General features: G+C 69.4%; 11 protein-coding genes. 5 read left to right on the top strand and 6 right to left on the bottom strand.

Annotation, left to right across the window (positions count from 1 at the left end):
• Positions 1 to 157: 157 nt before the first annotated feature.
• On the bottom strand, positions 158 to 382 hold the full coding sequence (locus IEZ17_RS43360; protein WP_229852972.1) for a cytochrome P450: 225 nt from the start codon (positions 380 to 382) through the stop codon (positions 158 to 160).
• 652 nt (positions 383 to 1,034) lie between these two features.
• Entirely contained in the window at positions 1,035 to 3,251 is a 2,217-nt protein-coding gene (gene katG, locus IEZ17_RS35845; RefSeq protein WP_189307655.1) for a catalase/peroxidase HPI, read from the bottom strand.
• 592 nt (positions 3,252 to 3,843) lie between these two features.
• On the opposite strand from katG, the gene IEZ17_RS35840 reads away from it, so the two are divergent.
• Positions 3,844 to 4,254 carry a Fur family transcriptional regulator gene (locus tag IEZ17_RS35840; RefSeq protein WP_189307653.1) on the top strand — a complete coding sequence of 137 codons (411 nt, stop codon included), beginning with the start codon at positions 3,844 to 3,846 and terminating at the stop codon, positions 4,252 to 4,254.
• 479 nt (positions 4,255 to 4,733) lie between these two features.
• On the opposite strand, the gene IEZ17_RS35835 is transcribed toward IEZ17_RS35840, so the two are convergent.
• Positions 4,734 to 5,738 carry an NAD(P)H-dependent glycerol-3-phosphate dehydrogenase gene (locus IEZ17_RS35835; RefSeq protein ID WP_189307651.1) on the bottom strand — a complete coding sequence of 335 codons (1,005 nt, stop codon included), beginning with the start codon at positions 5,736 to 5,738 and terminating at the stop codon, positions 4,734 to 4,736.
• 322 nt (positions 5,739 to 6,060) lie between these two features.
• On the opposite strand from IEZ17_RS35835, the gene IEZ17_RS35830 reads away from it, so the two are divergent.
• The 3 genes from IEZ17_RS35830 (at position 6,061) to IEZ17_RS35820 (ending at position 9,449) form a co-directional block, all read left to right on the top strand.
• Positions 6,061 to 6,474, top strand: a complete 414-nt coding sequence (locus tag IEZ17_RS35830; RefSeq protein ID WP_308427746.1) for an FAD-dependent monooxygenase — start codon at positions 6,061 to 6,063, stop codon at positions 6,472 to 6,474.
• Positions 6,475 to 7,164: 690 nt separating this feature from the next.
• Positions 7,165 to 8,124, top strand: coding sequence for a hypothetical protein (locus IEZ17_RS35825; RefSeq protein ID WP_189307648.1), 960 nt, complete (start codon positions 7,165 to 7,167; stop codon positions 8,122 to 8,124).
• Positions 8,124 to 9,449, top strand: coding sequence for a PP2C family protein-serine/threonine phosphatase (locus IEZ17_RS35820; protein ID WP_189307646.1), 1,326 nt, complete (start codon positions 8,124 to 8,126; stop codon positions 9,447 to 9,449). Before IEZ17_RS35825 ends, IEZ17_RS35820 begins: the two co-directional genes overlap by 1 nt.
• Positions 9,450 to 9,763: 314 nt before the next feature.
• Here IEZ17_RS35820 and IEZ17_RS35815 read toward each other — a convergent pair whose 3' ends face one another.
• Positions 9,764 to 10,282: a hypothetical protein gene (locus tag IEZ17_RS35815; RefSeq protein ID WP_229852971.1), complete on the bottom strand. Its 519-nt coding sequence runs from the start codon at positions 10,280 to 10,282 to the stop codon at positions 9,764 to 9,766.
• A 386-nt stretch (positions 10,283 to 10,668) separates the two neighbouring features.
• Positions 10,669 to 14,913: a bifunctional nitrate reductase/sulfite reductase flavoprotein subunit alpha gene (locus tag IEZ17_RS35810; RefSeq protein WP_189307644.1), complete on the bottom strand. Its 4,245-nt coding sequence runs from the start codon at positions 14,911 to 14,913 to the stop codon at positions 10,669 to 10,671.
• A gap of 530 nt (positions 14,914 to 15,443) precedes the next feature.
• Here IEZ17_RS35810 and IEZ17_RS35805 point away from each other — a divergent pair.
• Positions 15,444 to 17,648, top strand: a complete 2,205-nt coding sequence (locus IEZ17_RS35805; RefSeq protein ID WP_189307699.1) for an FUSC family protein — start codon at positions 15,444 to 15,446, stop codon at positions 17,646 to 17,648.
• Positions 17,649 to 17,965: 317 nt separating this feature from the next.
• Here IEZ17_RS35805 and IEZ17_RS35800 read toward each other — a convergent pair.
• On the bottom strand, positions 17,966 to 18,881 hold a 916-nt coding region (locus IEZ17_RS35800; RefSeq protein WP_189307642.1), incomplete at its 5' end, for an APC family permease.

The following is an 18,881-nucleotide window of genomic DNA, read 5'->3' as shown; positions in this document are numbered from 1 at the left end:
TGGTGAAGACGGCCCTGGGGGCCGGGAAGTTCACTGCGACGGCGCCGCACCGGCCCCGAACCCGCTGCGGTGGTCCGCGAACTGCCCGGCGCCCTCACCGTTGATCGCCGGCGAGAGAGCAGGCGGCCACCTCTGCGGGCGAGCGACGCCGTGGGGCCTACCCCGGGATCCGCGGGCTCACGATCATGCGGATGTCATCGGCCGCCCAGAGCACGAAGCGTTCGATCGGGATCACCTCATGCCCTGGTACGGGCCGGAAGCGGAAGCGCTTGAGGAGTACCGCCAGGACCAGTCCGGCCTCGACCATGGCCAGGCCGGCGCCCTCGCAGCTGCGCGGCCCGAGGCCGAAGGGGATGTAGGACAGTCGCGGCCTCTTGGCCATCTCCCGGGTCCGCGGCCTCGCCCCCCAGCGCGTACTCGCAGATCATCCGGAGCGCCAGGGCGGTGAGATCCTTCTGTAACTCGACGGGCTCGCGGTCGGCCGGCCCGTCCTGCTCGGCCCAGCGGTCCGCGAGTGCCGTCACCAGCTCGGTGAACCGCGCGAAGTGCCGCTCATGGGAAGGGCGTCCGGCCAGTACCGAGAGCAGCAGGCGTCGCCATGGGGTGTGCTCCTCGGCCGGAATCACCTGAAGGTTGCCCGCCTCGCACAGCGGGTCCAGGAACTCGAACAGCCGCTTCGGCCGCTCGTTGAGGCGCGCCATGGCCTCCAGCAGCACGGGGTCGGCGACCGACACCGCCGTCTCCGCGCCGGGAAGCTGGAACCGTACGACGGGCCCGTACTCGGCGTGCAGTCGCAACTGGTAGTTGTGCAGCCCGCCCGCTGCTGCGATGGCGCCGACCCCGCCATCGTTCCGCGGCTCGGGACCAGGGATGTTCGTGTTCATCTTCATGACCACTCTTCCTGGCTGACGGTCCGCTTGAGCGGCAGGGCCGGGCAGCCGCTGCTGTTCTCCCGGGTGACCGGGGGTCGGGTCCTTCGGAACCGAGGACGTCCGGGTCGGCCGGTGCAGGCCGACCCGGACGTGACCCGATGATCAGGCGAGGTCGAACCGGTCGAGGTTCATCACCTTGTCCCACGCCGCGACGAAGTCGTTCACGAACTTCGCCTTCGCGTCGTCGCTCGCGTAGACCTCCGCGACGGCACGCAGCTCGGAGTTCGAGCCGAAGACCAGGTCGGCACGGGTGCCGGTCCACTTGACCGCGCCGCTCGCGTCGCGGCCCTCGAACTCGTCCTGCGCCGAGGACGTCGACTTCCACGTCGTGCCCAGGTCGAGCAGGTTGACGAAGAAGTCGTTGGTCAGCGCGCCCGGCTTGTCGGTGAGGACGCCGTGCTTCGCCTGCCCGTGGTTGGCGCCCAGCACACGCAGACCACCGACGAGGACGGTCATCTCGGGTGCGCTCAGCATCAGCAGGTTCGCCTTGTCGAGCAGCAGGTACTCGGCCGGCAGGCGGTTGCCCTTGCCGACGTAGTTGCGGAAGCCGTCCGCGGCCGGCTCCAGGGCGTCGAACGACTCGACGTCCGTCTGGTCCTGGGCGGCGTCCACACGGCCCGGCGTGAAGGGCACCTCGATGTCGAAGCCGCCGTCCTTGGCCGCCTTCTCGACCGCCGCGCTGCCCGCGAGCACGATCAGATCGGCCAGCGAGACCTGCTTGCCGCCCGCGGAGTTGAAGGACCCCTGGATGCCCTCTAGCGTGCGCAGCACCTGCGCCAGCTCGTCCGGGTTGTTGACCTCCCAGTTGCGCTGCGGCTCCAGGCGGACGCGGGCACCGTTGGCGCCGCCGCGCTTGTCACTGCCGCGGAAGGAGGAGGCCGAGGCCCAGGCGGTCGAGACCAGCTGGGAGACCGTGAGGCCGGCGCCGAGGACCTGCTCCTTGAGGGAGGCGATGTCCGCGGCGTCGATCAGCTCGCCGGTGCGCGCCGGCAGCGGGTCCTGCCACAGCAGCGTCTCGGCGGGGACCTCCGGGCCGAGGTAGCGCACGACCGGGCCCATGTCGCGGTGCGTCAGCTTGTACCAGGCGCGGGCGAAGGCGTCCGCGAACTCCTCCGGGTTCTCGTAGAAGCGGCGCGAGATCGGCTCGTAGATCGGGTCGAAGCGCAGCGAGAGGTCGGTGGTGAGCATCGTCGGGAGGCGCTTCTTCGACGCGTCGTGGGCGTCGGGGATGATCGCCTCGGCGTCCTTGGCCACCCACTGGTTGGCGCCGGCCGGGCTCTGCGTCAGCTCGTACTCGTACTCGAAGAGGTTCTTGAAGAACCCGTTGCTCCACTCGGTCGGGCTGCTGGTCCAGGTGACCTCCAGACCGCTGGTGATGGCGTCGCCGCCCGCGCCGGTGCCGTACGAGCTCTTCCAGCCGAGGCCCATCTGCTCCATCGGGGCGGCCTCGGGGTCGGGGCCGACGTTGTCGGCCGGACCGGCGCCGTGGGTCTTGCCGAAGGTGTGGCCACCGGCGATCAGGGCGACGGTCTCCTCGTCGTTCATCGCCATGCGGCGGAACGTCTCACGGATGTCGCGGGCCGCGGCGATCGGGTCCGGGTTGCCGTTGGGCCCCTCGGGGTTGACGTAGATGAGGCCCATCTGGACCGCGCCGAGCGGGTTCTCCAGTTCCCGGTCACCGGTGTAGCGCTCGTCGCCGAGCCAGGTGGTCTCGGGACCCCAGTAGACGTCCTCCTCGGCCTCCCACACGTCCTCACGGCCGCCGGCGAAGCCGAAGGTCTTGAAGCCCATCGACTCCAGCGCGACGTTTCCGGTGAGGACCATCAGGTCGGCCCACGAGATGTTCTTGCCGTACTTCTTCTTGACCGGCCACAGCAGACGGCGGGCCTTGTCGAGGCTGGCGTTGTCCGGCCAGCTGTTGAGCGGTGCGAAGCGCTGCTGGCCGGCACCGGCGCCACCGCGGCCGTCGCTGATGCGGTACGTACCGGCGCTGTGCCAGGCCATCCGGATCATGAGCGGGCCGTAGTTGCCGAAGTCGGCGGGCCACCAGTCCTGCGAGGTGGTCAACACCTCGGCGATGTCCCGCTTCACGGCCGCGAGGTCCAGGCTCGTGAACGCCTCGGCGTAGTCGAACTCCTCACCGAGAGGGTTCGCCACGGCCGGGTTCTTGGCGAGGATCTTCAGGTTGAGCCGCTCCGGCCACCATTGACGGTTTCCGCCGCCCTGGGTCGGATGAGCGGCGCGCCCATGGGCGACCGGGCAGCCACCTGCGCCGTCCGTCGTGGCGTCTTCGGCCATTGCATCGTGGTTCTCAGACATCGGAATCCTTCCGGATAAGGCGGATCACAGTGCTCAGCAACCGCCGGCAGTGGAACGGTCGGGGCGCAGGCCCCAGTTGGACGATCTCGGCCCCGCCGGCCGGGAAGCCGTTGTCGTCGGATGCGGTCGGACAGATAAGCCGCACCGGCGGCGCAGTCGATGCCGTCGGCCGGTTCGATACGGCGTAGGGGTGCCGTCGTGGTGGGCGGGTAGCGGGCCCGTACGCGGCGTGCGGGGAGACATGGTCCATGCGCCTGCACACCCCGGGGGCGATCGTCTCGACGCCGGGGTGGTCACCGTCCAGGCGCCGGCGCCGCACCGCGTGGACGACTGGCCCCAAGGCATCGGCGCAGTCCTTGTGCTCGGGCCGTCGACGCTCGCCTGCCCGCTGTTGTGGCTGTCCGCGACCGGCGCAAGAGGATGCGGTGGTGAGCGGGCCCGTCCGGTGAACCGTCACGTGCTTTTCCCTGCGATTGTCTCGTCCCTTGGCTATCGCCGGAACAGATCCTACGATGGACCAGGTCCAAGTCAATACGGCAACCAGATCCGTACGGATTCATGAGCCAGACGATGCACTGTTAGGCCGGTGACCATGAGCGACCTGCTGGAACGGCTTCGCGGGCGTGGCTGGCGGATGACCGCCCAACGCCGGGTCGTCGCCGAGGTTCTCGACGGCGAGCATGTCCACCTCACCGCGGACGAGGTGCTCGCGCGCGCCACCGCCCGACTGCCGGAGATATCCCGCGCGACCGTCTACAACACCCTCGGGGAGCTCGTCACGCTCGGCGAGGTGACCGAGGTGACCACCGACGGCCGCGCCAAGCGCTACGACCCGAACGCGCACCGTCCGCACCACCACCTGGTCTGCTCGCGCTGCGGCGCCATTCGCGACGTCCACCCCGACGGGGACCCACTGGCCGACCTGCCCGCCTCCGAGCGGTTCGGCTTCACCGTCTCCGGCGTCGAGATGACCTACCGGGGCCTGTGCCCCGACTGCTCCTGAGCCGGCCCACGCACCCGGGCGTGCGACCTCGCGCACGCCTTCGCCGGCCTGGTGCGTCACCGGCGCGGATCTCTTGCTGAAGTGGATCGATCCGCGAGCCCGAGCAGGACGCACCGAAGCCGGTGCGGGGTTTGCAGGCTTCCTCCGCCAGGACCTCGACGCCGTCACCGAAAGTCACACAAACCGGGTGAAACCACTCAGGCGAACCATGCAGGACCGAGCAGCCTTCGAGCTCCTCCGCACCCGGGTCCTCGGCTCGCGATGACCTTCACGCCCTCGCCGTCGGAGCCGGACGGAATCCTCATCAGGGGGCGGCAGGCGGATCCGGGAGCCCGGACGGGCTGCTCGGCGTCCACCGTCTCTCGCCTGGAGACAAGTAAACGAGTCGCGGAAATCGACCTATTGCGCCTAGCGGCCAAGGTTGTTGACGTCCCGTCAACTTTCCTTGCAGCGGCAGACGGCTTCGCCATGCAATCCGCTCATCGACGTTCGGGTTTCGCCGAGCGCGACATGAGTTCTTCGACTGCCCCCTGTGGCGACTTCCCCTCGTGGACGATGCTGACAACGGTCTCGGCGATCGGCATCTCGATGCCGAGCCGCCGCGCGAGGTCCAGGACCGATTCGCAGGAAGTAACGCCTTCCGCGGTCTGCCTCGTGATGGCGACTGTCTCGCTCAGTGTCAGGCCCCGGCCGAGGTTGGTGCCGAAGGTGTGGTTTCGGGAAAGCGGCGACGAGCAGGTGGCGACGAGGTCGCCCATGCCGGCGAGCCCGGCGAAGGTGTGGGCGTCGGCGCCCATCGCCCGGCCGAGGCGAGTGGTCTCGGCCAGGCCCCGGGTGATCAGCGCGGCCTTGGTGTTGTCGCCGAGCCCCATGCCGTCGGCGATGCCCACGGCCAGGGCGATCACGTTCTTCACCGCACCACCGAGTTCGCAGCCGATGACATCGCCGTTGGTGTAAGGGCGGAAGTACGGCGTGCGGCAGGCGGCCTGAAGCCGTTCAGCGACAGCCATGTCCTGGCAGGCCACCACGCTCGCCGCGGGTTGGCGACGGACGATCTCTCCTGCCAGGTTCGGTCCGGAAACGACTGCGATCCTCTCGGGTCCGGCGCCGACCACCTCGGCGATCACCTCGCTCATCAGCTTTGCCGAGCCCAGCTCAACGCCCTTCATCAAGGACACCACAACGGTGTCGTCGGCAAGCAGCGGCGCCCACACCGCGAGGTTGGCACGAGTGGTTTGCGCGGTGACGCCGAGCACCGCGAATGCGGCGCCCTCTGCGGCCTCCGAAGCATCCGCCATCGCCGTGATCCCGCTCGGGAGGGTCACGTCCGGGAGGTAGTCCGGATTCGTGGAGGTGGCATTGATGGTTTCGACGAGTTCGGGGCGGCGTGCCCACAAGGACACCCGGCATCCGACGTCGGCAAGGATCATGGCGAAGGCCGTGCCCCAGGACCCAGCCCCGAAGACGGCAACACGAGTCGGCATCCGCCAACCGCCCCCTTATTTTCCAACCCGGTTTTGTCCCAGCCCCGTTCGACTCCGCCAGACCACAACCTGCGTGGACCTGCGCCTGCCGCACGGGCGCCCGAGCGTAACAGTGCCGGCCCCCACGATGGGGCGAGGCGATCGTCCCGGCGTCCACCGAAGCTGACGGCCACTCGGCTACCGGGGCGCAGCACCCTGCGTACCTCTCGGAGCCCTCCCAGCCGATTGAGGGCGAACCAAGGGGATCGACGCGGAGGGCCCCATCGGCGTCGGAGCACTGCGCCGAACTGCGTTGGGAAGTGCCGCGCTTTCTCAAGGCCATGTGGGAGAAAACGCCTTCCACTACGACGTGGTCGCGCAGATCCGGATGGACCACTGGTCACGAGGCCGCGTCGCACTGCTCGGCGACGCCGGGTACTGCTGCTCGCCACTCACCGGCCAGGGCACGAGTGCGGCGCTGACCGCAGCCTACGTACTCGCCGGCGAACTGCACGCAGCCGGCGGCGATCACCGAGCCGCGTTCGCTTCCTACCAGGAGCGGCTGCGCGACCACGTGACCGCCAATCAGGCGCTGTTCGACCTGGGGCGAGCCCTCACGGCTGCGAGGGATACGACCTCGGGGGCGGACGGCGGAACAGACGCCGACCCCACGGACGCGCCGGGATTCGACGAGCCCGCCCCCGAGACCACGACGGCCTTCCGCGCCGCCATGGCCTTCGACCCACCTGACTGCTGACGGCACGACAGGACGCGGGGCGGGGCCGGCATCAGAGTGTGCGGGATGTCCCCGCCCATCGACTGCCACCGGGCGGCCGTCTGCTCCTCCACCGTGGCGCGGTGGGCGCAGGTCACGTCTCCCCCGTTCTCCAGCCACCCAGACAGGCCGGGTTCGGATCACCCTGGCTGCCGAGCCGGTACCCGTACGGGGCCGCGTGAGCCGGTTCCCGCTGAGCCTGAAGCGCACAAGCCGGGCCGCGGCCCGGGAGAGCGATCCTCGTGGGGCGCGAGACCCCCGTTCTGAAGCGGCCCCCTCGGGCCTACGGACCGTGACCGGACCACCGAACCCGACTGAGCCATAGCCTTGAACAGGAGCCACTGGGGCGGTGAGGTGGGGAACCACCCTTCGACAACGGGAACGGTCTCCACCCGGTCTTTTCGGATGGTGGCATGCCGCTGGTGGAGTAATGAGCGGGTTGAGCTGTTTGGCCGTGTCACGCTGTGGTCTTGTTTGATCACGGTCGTGTCAGGAGGCCGGGTGTACCGCTCGCGTGAGTGGCTGTATGAGCGGATCCGTCGTGACCGCGGCGCGGACCCGACAGTGTCTGCACGGGTGTTGGCTCAGCGGTACCGGTTGAGCAGGAATACGGCGGCGAAGGGCTGGGCGTCTCCGGTTCCGTTGAAGCGGAATCAGCCCCCGCGTAAGAGCGTGCTTGAGCCGGTGGTGGGCTTCTTCGACGCGATGCTGCGTGAGGACCTCAAGGCGCCGCAGAAGCAGCGGCACACCATCGACCGGATCTGGCAGCGGTTGGCGGTCGAGCACTCGGGCAAAGCGGTGCACCGGGCCTGTGCGGACGCCTCGCAGGGGGCTCCGCTTCCCGCCGACGGCCGCCACGACTGCGGGATCGATCCGACGCCGACGGTCCAGCGCAACAGCCGGTTCATGGTGCGGCAGTGCTACCACTGGGTCCCGGCACGGTGCATCGGCACGCAGGTGCGGGCCAAGCTACGTGCCAACGAGCTGCTGGTCGATGACGGGCGACACGTTGTTGCCCGTCATCCGCGGCTGATCCGCCGCTACACCTACCACGATGTCCTGGACCACTCTCTGGAAGTCCTGCTGGTCACACCGCGGGTGTTCGCCGGCACCGCCGCGCTTGCGCTATCCCCGGCGGAAAGCGGCTTCATCGCTCTCGCTTCACGCCCGGCGTCGTCTGCCGCCCGATCCGCGTCCGCCGCCGGACCTGGCCAAGTACGACCGGCTCCTCAAGCCGGTGATCAGCACGGCCATGAGGAAGGGCACGAACACCTGAGTCCCGCCAAGACTGTGCCTGCCACCGAGGACACCGAAGCCGGAGCGGAGAATCAGGTGCCACCGCGGCAGATGCCGCTTCCGGAGACAAGCCCGGAGGACACGATGACCGATGACGCCTGCCGGGGGTTGCGGCTGCCCATCATCCGGGAACGGTTCGAGGAGCTGGAACGCAGAGCGACCGCGGCGGCCTCCAACGCCCTGTTCAGCGAGTGGGACCACATGTGCATCGACGCGAGGCCATGCCCGGCGATCGCCGAGCGGCTCGCCTTCCAGGGCACGTTGGTCCCGACCGGCACGGACTCCTACCGGCTCAAGGCCACCGAAACCGAGCACCAGGCCACTAGGCGGACGTGATGCACAGGGAAGAAGAACCCCGGCAGCCCAGTTCTTCTGAACTGCGGCTCCGCCTCGATGCCGAAGTGGAGCAGATCACCGAGCAGCTTCAGGCGCTGGCCCGAGCCACGGACCGGCTGCACGGCCTCCTGGATGCGGTGCTGGCGATCAGCCGGGAGCTGGAACTTGCCGCGGTGCTCCACCGGGTCGTCACCACCGCCATGGAACTGGTGGGCGCCCGCTACGGGGCACTGGGCGTGCTGCACGACTCCGGCCAGTACCTGGACGAGTTCATCACCGCCGGCCTGTCCGAGCAGGAACGCGATGATCTGGCAGGGGTCGCCTTCCCCCGCGGCCTGGGGGTGCTCGGGCACCTGATTCGCCATCCGGAGCCGCTGCGGCTGGACGACATCCGGTCCCACCCGTCCTCCACCGGGTTCCCGCCCGGCCACCCGCAGTTGCGCTCCCTGCTCGGAGTCGCCATGAGCGTCCGCGGCGAGATCTACGGCGACCTCTACCTGTCCGAGCGGCGCGACGGGCAGCCCTTCGACGACCACGACGAGAACATCGTCGCTGCCCTGGCCGGTGCCGCCGGCATCGCCATCGAAAACGTCCGCCTCTTCGAACAGGTCCGAGCGGGATCCGAGCAGTTCCAGCGGCTTCTGCTGCCGACCCTGCCTGCCCTGCGGCCGTTCGAAGCCGCCGCCATCTACCGGCCTGCCATCGAGCCCAACCCCCTCGGCGGGGACTGGTACGACGCCATCGTGCTACCCGACGACACGGTGGCGATCGCCATCGGCGACGTGGTCGGCCATGATCTGCACGCGGCGGCTGCCATGGCATCCACCCGAAACATGCTGCGCGCTCTGCTCTTCACCCAGCGCATCCTGCCCAGCGCGGTCCTCGCCCAGCTCGACCGCACCCTGCAAGCCATCACCGACAATCCCGTCACCACCACCAGCCTGACCCACATCGAACGCGACGGGCCCGCCTGGAGGTTGCGCTGGAGCACCGCAGGCCACCTCCCACCGCTGCTGATCACCCCTGACGGGCGAGCCGAGCACTTGTTCGCCGAACCCGGGCTGCCGCTCGGGGTCAATGCCGGGCAGTCCCGCCCGGACCACGTCCATCCCCTCCCCCCGGGAGCCACCGTGGTCTTCTACACCGACGGACTCATCGAGCACCCGGACAAGCCCATCGATCAGAGCCTGAACGAGCTCGCCGAACTGGCAACCACCCACGCCGCACTGCCAGTTCAGGACTTCGTGCAAGCACTGGCCGATCACCATCCCAGCGATGGCCACGACGACATCGCCATTCTCGCCCTGCGCACCCCGCACATCTGACCTCAAGCACCCCGGGCAGACAAGAAGAACCGGGCCCGCCGAACCACGCCTGTCAGGAGCGCAGCCGAGGGACCCGGAACGGCCGACTCAACGCCTTGTCAGCCCACCTCGTTGCCAACACACACAACAGCCCGGCAGCCTCACGGAAGTCACCCGATCAGGGCGGCTCCCGATCTCGGTGCCGGCCATGCACCTACGACGCGTCCATCGACTCCACGAACGGAGCCGCGAAGTCGCGAAGCGGCGCCAAGTGGAGCGCGCTGCGTGCTGCGGCGACGCGTTGGCAAGTCCGGAAGCCCGGTTGAGTACCAGTCTCAGTCGTCGGCGGCTACCAGGAGGGCGAGAGTGCCGATGCGGCGGTCGATGAGCACGAGTTCATGAAACTCGATGTGGATCGGTCCGTAGTCGTGTTGCGCGTCTTCGGGGAGGGCTCCGAGCGCGTACCGACTCGTCGCCTGGTGGATCGGTGTGTAAACCGCTTCATGCAGCCTCGCGTCCAGAGGTGGAGGAAGGGGAGAACCGTTGTTCGCCCATGTGCGCATCGTGCTGATGGCGCTTGACTCGTCGACGGCCGCGTAGGCGCTGGGAGCAATCCGGTCCGACCACCACTGACCGTGGCGCGGTTCCAACCGGACGCCGGCTCCGTCGTACGTGTCCCGGAACTCCGGGTGGGCGATCAGGGAGGCGAGCAAATCCTGCTCGGTCGGCGAGCCAGGCGGGAGATGGAAACGTTTGATGTGAACCCACCGGAATCCGTGACCTCGCCCCTCCGGGAAGTCGAACTCCTTGAAGTTGATGAAGGGACTGTCCCAGTGAGTGAGCGCGTCGTGCATACCGGTAAGGATCGCCCAGTGTCCCTCAAAGACAATCCACGGGTGGGGACTGCACTGCTCGCGTCCGCCCCCGCAATCCGTCCTCATGGCATCACCAGCCCATCAGAAACCGCAGTTGACCCTCCGCGCCTGGTGCGCGCAACCACACGACTCCTGGCCCTCGGGAGTCGAGGCGTTGCAGCACCGCGCGGATCTGCGCGAGGGACCGGCCGGCGACAGACTGCGGCGCGCGAGGGAGCACTTCGTGAACGTCGCCCTGTGGTCGGGCAGGTGGAACGCGGACCGGGGCACCGTCATGCACGCGCGGCCTGGCACCGGACGCCGGCTTGGCGGCTTGCGGCCCTCGCGCCCGGCCGCGCGCCGGGCGGGTCGGCCCGGCGGCGCGGTCAGTAGACGTCGCGGACGTAGCGTTTGTCGGCGGAGAGGCGCCTGACGTAGGCGGTGGCTTCGTCGTGGTCCATGCCGCCGTGGGTGGCGACGGCTTCGGTCAGTGCCTTGTCGACGTCCTTGGCCATGCGTCCTGCGTCGCCGCAGACGTAGAAGTGGGCGCCGTCCTGGAGCCACTGCCACAGGCGGGCGCCGTTCTCGCGCATCCGGTCCTGGACGTAGATCTTGTTGCGCTGGTCGCGGGAGAAGGCGAGGTCGAGGCGGTCGAGGTGGCCGGATGCCCGGTACGCCTCCAGGTCCTGGCGGTGGTAGAAGTCGGTGGCCTGGCGCTGTTCGCCGAAGAAGAGCCAGTTGGGGCCGGTGTGGCCGCGGGCCCGGCGGTCTTCGAGGAAGCCGACGAAGGGTGCCACGCCGGTGCCGGGTCCGACCATGATCATGGGGGTGGTGGGGTCGGCGGGCGGGCGGAAGTGCGGCGAGCGCTGGACGAAGACCTGTACCGGGCCGTCGTCCGCGCGGTCGGCGAGGTAGGTCGAGCAGACGCCTGCGCGGTCCCGGCCGAGGTCGTTGGTGTAGCGGACGACGGAGACGGTGAGGCGGACCTCGCTGGGGTGGGCGAGGGGGCTGGAGGAGATGGAGTACAGGCGGGGCTGGAGGCGCTTGAGTACGGCTGTCCAGTCCGTGGCGGACGCGCGGACGGGGAAGGCGGCGACGACGTCGGCGGCCTGGCGGCCCCAACTCCATTGTGCGAGCGCGTCCTTGTTGTCGGGCCGCAGCAGTCGCTTCAGGTCGTGACTGCCGGTGCGCTCCGCGACGAACTTGAGCAGGTCGGTGGTGATGCGGGTGATGTCCAGGCGGGTGCGGAGTGCTTCTTCGAGGGGGATGCGGGCGTTGTCGCCGAGGATGACGGGCTCGTCGGGGTCCAGTCCCGTGAGGGCGAGCCATTCGCTGACGAGGCCGGTGCCGTTGACCGGCCATACCCCGAGGGCGTCACCGGCGTCGTAGGCGAGTTCGCCGTCGCGGGTGTCGAAGGCGAACTGCCGTACTTCCTTCTGGGAACCGGGCAGGCTCAGCAGCCTGTTGCCGATGAGCAGGGTGGCGAAGGGTGATGCCTTGGTGTAGCCGGCCGGTGTGGAGGTGCTGGTCGGTGTGGGCGCGTCGGCCGGGGGGTTGGCGGGTTCGGGGGCGGTGGTCTCGACTGCGCTCGCGGTCACGGAGTGCCGGTCGTCGGCGGTGGTCAGGGCGGTGACCACCTGGCCGAGCCATTGCTCGGCGGTTTCCTCGAAGTCGGGTTCGCAGTCGGTGCGGGCGACGAGCCGGGTGGCCCCGAGTGCGTCGAACCGTTCGTCGAGCCGGCGGCCGTGGCCGCAGAAGTCGTCGTAGTGGGAGTCGCCGAAGGCGAGCACGGCGTACCGGATTCCCGCCATCCGTCCGGTGTCCGGGGAGGAGAGCGCGTGCCAGAAGTCGGCGCCGTTGTCCGGCGCGTCACCGTCGCCGAAGGTGCTGGTGACGATCAGCAGGTCGGTGTCGGTGGCGAGCTGTGCCGGGGCGACCTCCGTCATGGGCAGCAGTTCGGGGGTGCGTCCTGCCTCGGTGAGGTGTGCGGCGGCGGTGGCGGCGAACTCCTCGGCGTTGCCGGTCTGCGAGGCCCACAGGATGACCAGGCGGCGGGTCGGTACGGCGACGTCGGCTGCCGGTGCGCCGGTCCGCGCGGGCACGAGGGGGGTGGCGGCGGCGGTGCGGGAGAACATGCCGGCGAGGACGCCGCGGACCCACAGTGCGGAGTCGGGGGCGAAGGGCGCGTCCGGCGGCAGTACCGGGACGCGCCCGTCGGGCGGGGCGAGGGTCAGACCGGAGAGATAGCCGGCGAGGTAGCGGCGCTCCGGCTCGGCCAGTGGTGCGGGGGTGAGGTCGGTGATGCCGAAGAGCGTGGCGAGCGCGGGGACGGCGGAGTCCGACGGGGCTGCTGCCGGGGCCGGGGCGGGGGGTACGGCAGCTTCTTGGTGCGCGGTTGCCGTCGGGGCGGCCCCGGACCGGGTGCCGGTGCGGGCCTCGGGGACGGAGGCGGCTGTCTTGGTGAGGGTGACGGCGCAGACCTTGAACTCGGGCTGGAAGGAGATCGGGTCGACGGCGTCGCTGGTGACGGCGTTGATGCTGAGGTATTCGCCGAACAGGTCGTTCCAGTGGAAGGGGGCGAAACAGGTGCCCGGCCGGACCCGGTCGGTGACGGTGGCGGGCAGTACGGCGCGGCCTCGTCGGGAGGCGACTTCCACGTGGTCGCCCTCGGTGATCCCGAGTGCGCCGGCGTCGTCGGGATGGAGTTCCACGAACGGGCCGGGGTTGAGTTTGGTGAGTTTGGTGACCTTGCCGGTCTTGGTCATCGTGTGCCACTGGTGCTGGAGGCGGCCTGTGGTGAGGACGAACGGGTAGTCGTCGTCGGGGAGTTCGGCCGGTGGCAGGTGCGGTCGGGCGAAGAACTGGGCGCGTCCGCTCGCGGTCGGGAAGGCCAGGCGGGGGCGGGTGCCGTCCTCGCGTTCCAGCAGGGTCTGGCTGACTCCGTTGTTGAGGTAGCGGATCGGGTTGCGGTCCGGGCCGTCGGCGTCCGGTGCCGGCCACTGGACCGGTGTGGTGCGCAGCCGCTGGTAGGTCACGCCGCGCAGGTCCCAGCCGGTCTTGGCGTTCCATGCCTGCTTGAGCTCCTCGAACACCTCCTCGGCGGAGGTGTAGGTGAACGCTTCGGCGAAGCCCATCTCGCAGGCCACCCGGGCGATCAGCTGCCAGTCGGGCAGTGCCTGTCCGGGCGGGTCGACGACCCCTTGTACGAGGGTGAGGTTCCGCTCGGAGTTGATCATGATGCCGTCGGACTCCGCCCACAGCGTCGCGGGCAGGACGACATCGGCGTAGGCGTTGGTCTCGGTCTCGGCGAAGACGTCCTGTGTGATGACGAGTTCGGCGGACTCCAGGCCGGCGATGACGGTCTTGCGGTTGGCGACCGAGGCGACCGGATTGGTGCAGATGATCCAGCAGGCCTTGACGTCTCCGGCGGCCATCTGCTCGAACATGTCGACCGTGCCGCGTCCCACGTCGGTACGCAGGGAGCCCTCCGGGATCTTCCACAGGCTCTCGACGAAGGCGCGCTCGGCGTCGACCAGTACGGAGCGCTGTCCGGGCAGGCCGGGGCCCATGTAGCCCATCTCGCGACCGCCCATGGCGTTGGGCTGGCCGGTCAATGAGAAGGGGCCGGACCCCGGGCGGCAGATGGCGCCGGTGGCGAGGTGCAGGTTGACCAGGGCGTTGGTGTTCCAGGTGCCGTGGGTGGACTGGTTCAGGCCCATGGTCCAGCAGCTCATCCACTCGCCGGCCTCGCCGATCCACTGCGCGGCCTGCCGGATGTCGCTCTCGGCGAGGCCGGTGATCTCCGCGACCCGGTGGGGCGGGTAGTCCGCGAGGAAGGCGGGTATCTCCTCCCAGCCCTCGGTGAATTCGGCGATGAACTCCTCGTCGGTGTGGCCGTTCGCGACCAGCAGGTGCAGCAGGCCGTTCAGCAGGGCGAGGTCGGTGCCGGGCCTGATCTGAAGGAAGAGGTCGGCCTTGTCGGCGGTGGCGTTGCGGCGGGGGTCGACGACGATCAGTTTGGCGCCGATCTTGACCCGGTCCATCATGCGCAGGAAGAGGATCGGGTGGCAGTCGGCCATGTTGGCGCCGATGACGAAGAACGTGTCGGCGCTGTCGAAGTCCTGGTAGGAGCCGGGCGGGCCGTCCGCCCCCAGCGACAGCTTGTATCCGGAGCCGGCGGAGGCCATGCACAGCCGGGAGTTCGACTCGATCCGGTTGGTGCGCACGAAGCCCTTGGCCAGCTTGTTCGCCAGGTACTGCGCCTCCAGGGACATCTGCCCGGACACGTAGAAGGACAGCGCGTCCGGCCCGTGCTCGTCCAGGATCGCCCGCAACCGGCCGGCGACCGAAGCGATGGCGTCGTCCACCTCCGTCTCGACCGGCTGGGCGCCCCGCTCGGCACGCACCAGCGCCTTCTCCACCCGTCCGGGCGCGGCCATCATGTCCACGCTGGTCGCGCCCTTCGTGCACAGGCGGCCGAAGTTGGTGGGGTGCGCCTTGTCCCCGGACGCCTTCGCCGCACGGCGGCGGCCGTCAGCAGGGTCCCGCACCACGTCCAGCACGACCCCGCAGCCGACCCCGCAGTACGAGCAGACCGTGCGGACGCTGCCGTCCTTCGCGCCAGATGCCACCGAAACCCCACCCCGTGGTGCGTGTACCTTCCCCGGCCGGGGGCGTCGCGCCGCTGGCGTGCAGCCCCATGACCAGCACCGTAGAAAGATCCAATTTCCGGCCCGTCACACGGTGGGAGCACCCGGGGTTACGCCCCGCGCACACGCTACAGCGGCGGCGTGTGAGGCGCGCGGGGTTTGGACGCCGGCCCAGCGCGACGTCGACGGCCGGCTGTGCCCCGCCCGCAGGGGATCTTTCAGAGAGCTCAGTGCCGAGGAACGCCGCGCCTCCCGCTCGCCGGCCAGGCGCTGGCACCTGCTTTTCGCGGAAGTCGGCACGGACGCCCAACGGTTCTGCACCACCACTGGACCTTCGGCGGCGGTCCCGGACAGGTGTCGTGCGATGCTTGATCCGCCCGGCCGATGGCGCACATGACCTCGGCCGATGCCATGAATGGGGAGTGTGCGGCAGCGTGAAGGCAGCGATACGACGGACGGGGCGTGGCACCTGGGACCGCTTCGCGGCATCGGACCCCGGGCTGCTGCGGCTGATGGCCGGGCTGCGGACGGTGGCGGCCATCGTGCTTACCCTCGTCACGCTGGCACTGCTGCACACCGGCGTCACGCTGATGGTCGCGGGCGCCATGGCGGCCATGGTCGCGACGTTCGCCATCAGGGAGAAAGAGGTGCGCGGCCAGGCGATCACGCTCGCCCTCGGTCTGCCCATCGCACTCGCCGCCATGACGCTGGCGGCCCTGCTCCACACCAGCATCATCGCCGGTGACGTGTTCTTCGTCGCTCTGATCTTCGGTGCCGTCTACGCCCGCCGCTTCGGTGACCGCGGCATGGCCCTGGGGCTGATCGGCTTCCAGGTCTACTTCGTCTCGCTGTTCGTGCATGCCACCGTGCCGACTCTGCCGGAGCTGTACCTGACGCTGGCCGTCGCGTTCGTGTGCAGCGCGGTCGTGCGTTTCGCGGTCGTCCCCGAAACTCCGGAAGGGACCCTGCGCCGACTGCGCGAAGCTTTCCGGGCCCGCCTCGCGCAGCTTGTGGCCACCCATGTCGAACTCGTGGACGCCGGTCCCAAGCAGTTGGACGGTGTCCTGGACGACCTGCGGCGGCACACTGCCCGACTGCACGAAGCGGCACTGATGATTCAGGGCCGCCTGGAGGAGGGAACCCGTGACGCCGCCGTCGCGGGACTGCTTCAGCGCCGGGTCGCGGATGCCGAGATCGCGGCCGAACGGCTGGGGGTGATGTTGCTCAACGCCCGCAGCGCGGAGCGCACGGACACCCTCACCCTGCATCTGCCGGATGCCCCGGTGCCGGCCATGATGAACCGTGTACAGGCCGAGGGCGATGCCGTCGGCACGCTGCGCCGGGACCTTGAGGCGCTTCATCTGCTGGTCGCACGGGCGCCCGGCGACCGCGGCACGGGGCTGGCGCATGTGCGGAACAGGCTGCTCGGCTACCGCGACGAGGACAATCTGCCGCCCGGCACACCGGCCGTCCAGGACGCCTTCCGCGGTCTCGGTGAGGCCGCGCGTGCCGTACTGGGCCTTCGGCTGGCTCTGGACGGGCCGCAGGACGAGTCCGACGACTCTCCTGCCACCACGCGCTCGCGCGAAGAGTTCGATGCCGAGGACCTCGCGATCGTCGGGGCCGAGGAGAGCGCGGACAGCGAGGACGACCGCACCGGGCTCCAGCGGCCCACCACCCGGGCCGCCTGCCAGGTCGCGGTGGGGTCCGCGCTGGCCATCGTCGGCGGTGAGTTCCTGTCCACCCAACGTTGGTACTGGGCGGTCCTGACCTGCTGGGTGGTGTTCCTCAACACCGCCTCGACGGGCGAGATCCTGGTCAAGGGCTATCGCCGGCTGCTGGGCACGGTGCTCGGTGTGGTCGCCGGTGTCGCGCTGGCCGGCCTGGTCGGCAACCACACCTGGAGCGCGTTCTTCCTCGTCCTGCTCTGCGTCTTCGGGATGTTCTTCACCGCTCCGCTGTCGTATGCGCTGATGTCCTTCTTCGTCACCGCGATGCTCGGCCTGCTCTACACGCTCCTGAACACGTACAGCCTCGCCACTCTGGTGCTGCGTATCGAGGAGACGGCGCTCGGCGCGGCCTGCGGGATCATCGCCGCCGTCGTGGTGCTGCCGGTGCACACGGACCGCCGTACGGACGAGCATCTGGGCACGGTCCTGGTCCGGTTGCGCGAGGTGGTGTCCGCGGCGGTGGAGCAGCTCAGCGGCGGGCCCGCCGTGGACCTGCTGAGCCGGGCGCGGGATCTGGACACCGCCCTGGACGATCTGCGGGGCTCCACCCAGCCGTTGATGCATCCCATCACCCCGCTGCGGGGCCGCCGGCAGACGGCCCGTTATCTGGTGGCGCTTCTGGACACCTGCGCGTATCACGCCCGTTCTCTGGCGGCGACGGCCGAACTCGTGCCGTTCAGCAAGACCGTTGCGGCCGATCCTCGGCTCGAACGCGCCGGACTGCGGATCGCGTGCAACATCGATCTCATCGTCGCGCGCGTGGCGGACGAGCCCGCCGAGGGCGAGGTCGAATCCGGCGCGAGCATCGCCTCGATGCTGGACGCGGACGACTCCCCTGCACTGCGGTCGGGCACCGTCACCTTCCGTGTGCTGCGGCATCTCCAGCGCCTCGACGAGGGCGTGGTGGGCATCGCCCGCTCCCTCGACGTGCCGGTGACGGGGCGCAGCGGGAGCAGGAACAGCCCGGTCGCTGCGGAAATCCCGTGATCGCCGGCGCCTCTCCAGGCAAGCGGTCTCCGCTGCGGAACGGTCCTCTCATGGCCACACGGTGTGGCCGTCCAGATCAACTCGCTTACGTGGACGGTCAATTCGCTTCCCACATCTGTCCTGTTGCGAATTCCCCGTCGGCCGATCCAGGTCAACTTCCGCAATTCCGGGTCGGGTTCGTCCTGCGCAGTTGATGCGAATGCCGTCGCGATGCGAGCGAACAGGATTCCGAATACACGAAAGCAGAAGCCGATGAGTTCCGCCGGGTGACCGGCGGAACTCATCGGCATGCTTGACCGTCAGGTCTCAGGGCGCTGTCAGTGACCGCCCTCGTCCACGACCGCTACCTCCTCGATGTTCTGCTCGATCGCCTCGACCGACATGGCGGTAGCACGGGCCCAGTAGTAGATCCCCAGCGAGAACACCGTGATGATCACCATGTCCCACCAGAGCGGGATGTGGCCCTTGCCGCCGAAGCCGCCCTGCCAGGAGATCAGGCCGATGCCGATGAGGTAGACCGGAAGCCACTGCGCGGCCTTCCAGTCCAGTCGCGGAGCGTTCGGCAGCTGCTTCTTCGTGGCGTACCAGGCGTAGCTGCCGAGCAGGATGTAGCCGATGATGATCGCCCAGCCGAGCCGCTGGAGGGTGTCCCAGCCGGCCCAGTAGATGATCAGGCTCGCGACGACGAAGGACAGCGGCGAGATCACGTTGCCGCCGGGCAGGCGGTACGGCCGCTCGTGGTTCGCCAGACGGTCGCGGAACACACCGAACGCGAGCGGCGCACCGGCGTACATCAGGACGCTCGCCGACGTGATGAAGGAGACGAGCTGCTGCCAGCTGGGGAAGGGCAGGAAGCAGATCACGCCGGTCACGAAGGAGATGATCAGGCCGAACCACGGCACGCCGCGGGCGTCGGTCTTCTCGAACAGCCTGGGTGCGTAGCCGTTCTTGCTCAGGCCGTAGGAGATGCGGGAGGTCGAGGTCGTGTAGATCAGGCCGGTGCCACCGGGGGAGATGATGGCGTCGGCGTACAGGACCCAGCCCAGCCAGCCCAGGCCCACCACGGTGGCCAGACCGGCCCACGGGCCGCTGATGCCGGCGTAGTTCAGCTTGGCCCAGCCGTGCGCGAAGGAGGCCAGCGGCAGGGCGCCGATGTAGACGACCTGGAGCAGGATGTAGATCACCGCGCCGATCGCGACCGAGCCGATCGTGGCGCGCGGCAGGTCGCGCTTG

Source organism: Streptomyces albospinus (assembly GCF_014648695.1).
Classification (GTDB): Bacteria; Actinomycetota; Actinomycetes; order Streptomycetales; family Streptomycetaceae; genus Streptomyces; species Streptomyces albospinus.
Note: the sequence above shows the minus strand (reverse complement) of the source record. Positions and strands in the feature narration are given on the sequence as shown.